The following is a 698-nucleotide window of genomic DNA, read 5'->3' on the forward strand; positions in this document are numbered from 1 at the left end:
TCAAGGATGAAACTCTATTTTCGGGGATGACACTTTATTTTCATCCCACACCTCGACGGGCGGAGCAAGATATCGAAACAGGCCGCAGGATGCAAAAACAGGCCGAAACCATACCCCGCAGGATCTGGCCCTCAAACCGCCTCAGAAGCGTTGCAAACTTTCAGGCAGTAAATGCCCTGTCTTGTGTGTCGAAGCGCCCCAAAACGCGATACAGGCGGCCTGTTTGCCGCCAGCGCCCCGTTTTAGCCGCTAAAATTCGCGGTTTAACATAAAAGGCGTTATGCGCACCTCAGAACACCCTTCGATTCGCCAGTTTTGGGCTTAGGCGGTCTGATGGATCTCGTTGGTAACCTGTAGGCACATAGCCCGCATGTCTAGCTCTCCCGCTGCGATGGCCTTAAGGGTCGCATCATCCAGAGCCTGCACGATGCTGGTAGCCCGGCGCTCAAGCTCCTGCCGGGCGATGCGCTGCCAGTCTTGCACGTCCATCAGGGACGCCAGCGCGGCCTCGTTGGCGCGTCCGTAGCCGCGCAGCACCTCTTTTGCTGTCTCGGTGGTGGGTGTAATCATGGTCTGGCCTCCTGTGCTTATTCGGTGGGGTAGGGGCCAAGGAACCGAACCCCGTTGAAGTGGATCAGGTGAGAGGGGGCATCGGCTACCCATACTTCGGTTTCCCATGCGATTTCCCCGAGGTAGCG

3 protein-coding genes are annotated in these 698 nt (G+C 57.6%); 1 reads left to right on the top strand and 2 read right to left on the bottom strand.

What is annotated here, in order from left to right; all coding sequences use genetic code 11:
• Positions 1–272: hypothetical protein (locus AB3347_RS25910; RefSeq protein ID WP_369094524.1), on the top strand; the 272-nt coding region annotated here is incomplete at its 5' end.
• 49 nt (positions 273–321) lie between these two features.
• On the opposite strand, the gene AB3347_RS25915 is transcribed toward AB3347_RS25910, so the two are convergent.
• Positions 322–570, bottom strand: coding sequence for a hypothetical protein (locus tag AB3347_RS25915; protein WP_182939827.1), 249 nt, complete (start codon positions 568–570; stop codon positions 322–324).
• Between the two features lie 17 nt (positions 571–587).
• Positions 588–698, bottom strand: a 111-nt coding sequence (locus AB3347_RS25920; RefSeq protein ID WP_369094525.1) for a BsuBI/PstI family type II restriction endonuclease, incomplete at its 5' end; no start/stop codon positions are given.

Source organism: Massilia sp. X63 (assembly GCF_041023745.1).
In the GTDB taxonomy this organism is placed as follows: domain Bacteria; phylum Pseudomonadota; class Gammaproteobacteria; order Burkholderiales; family Burkholderiaceae_D; genus Telluria.